General features: G+C 59.3%; 1 protein-coding gene. It reads left to right on the top strand.

Annotated elements, in window-relative coordinates:
• The first annotated feature begins 200 nt into the window (after positions 1 to 200).
• Entirely contained in the window at positions 201 to 1,013 is an 813-nt protein-coding gene (gene xthA, locus QMX98_RS34715) for an exodeoxyribonuclease III (RefSeq protein ID WP_282412085.1), read from the top strand.
• Positions 1,014 to 1,104 lie beyond the last annotated feature (91 nt).

The raw sequence follows: 1,104 nt of genomic DNA, 5'->3' as shown, positions 1-1,104 counted from the left end.
CGGGCAAGCCACGCGCCCACAGGTTCTGTGGCGTACACAAAATCTGTGTCCGCTCGAAACCTTGCAGGAGCGTGGCTTGCCCGCGATGAGGCCCTGACTGCCAATACAGATCTGACAGAACACAGTGAATCCCCTCACCCCAACACTGGCCCGATTCCCACAGGTCAGCTAGCATCGCCCTTTTGCCAGGACTGCCGACCATGAAGATCGTCTCCTTCAACATCAACGGGCTGCGCGCTCGCCCGCATCAGCTGGCGGCGCTGATCGACAAGCACCAGCCGGACGTGATCGGGCTGCAGGAAACCAAGGTTCACGACGACCAGTTCCCGCTGGCCGAGGTACAGGCGCTGGGTTATCACGTGTATTTCCACGGGCAGAAAGGCCATTACGGCGTCGCCCTGCTCTCGCGCAAAGAACCGATTGCCCTGCATAAAGGCTTCGCCACCGACGACGACGAGGCCCAACGACGCTTCATCTGGGGCACGTTCGCCGACGCCAATGGCGTGCCGGTGACCATCATGAACGGCTATTTCCCACAGGGCGAAAGCCGCGATCACCCCACCAAGTTCCCGGCCAAGGAGCGTTTCTACGGCGACCTGCAGCAGTTGCTGGAAAGCCAGTTCAGCAATGAACAGCCAGTGGTGGTGATGGGCGACGTGAACATTTCTCCGGAAGACTGCGACATCGGCATCGGCCCGGACAACATGAAACGCTGGCTGAAAACCGGAAAATGCAGCTTCCTGCCGGAAGAACGCGAGTGGATGGCCCGCTTGAAGAACTGGGGCCTGGTCGACAGTTTCCGTCACTTGAACCCGGACGTGGCCGACCGTTTCAGCTGGTTCGACTACCGCAGCCGCGGTTTTGAAGACGAACCCAAGCGCGGGCTGCGGATTGACCTGATCATGGCGTCCCATGGGTTGTTGCCGCGCGTCAAGGATGCGGGAGTGGACTACGAACTGCGTGGTATGGAAAAGCCGTCGGATCATGCGCCGATCTGGCTTGAGTTGAGCTGATTCCCCCAGGCTTTACACAGGTCAAATTGTGGGAGCGAGCCTGCTCGCGATAGCGGACTTACATTCAATACAAGTGTTGACTGTTAAGCCC

Origin of the sequence: Pseudomonas sp. PS02303, from assembly GCF_029959925.1 — a bacterium.
Lineage (GTDB): Bacteria > Pseudomonadota > Gammaproteobacteria > Pseudomonadales > Pseudomonadaceae > Aquipseudomonas > Aquipseudomonas mandelii.
This window is presented reverse-complemented; position numbering and strand designations above follow the sequence as displayed.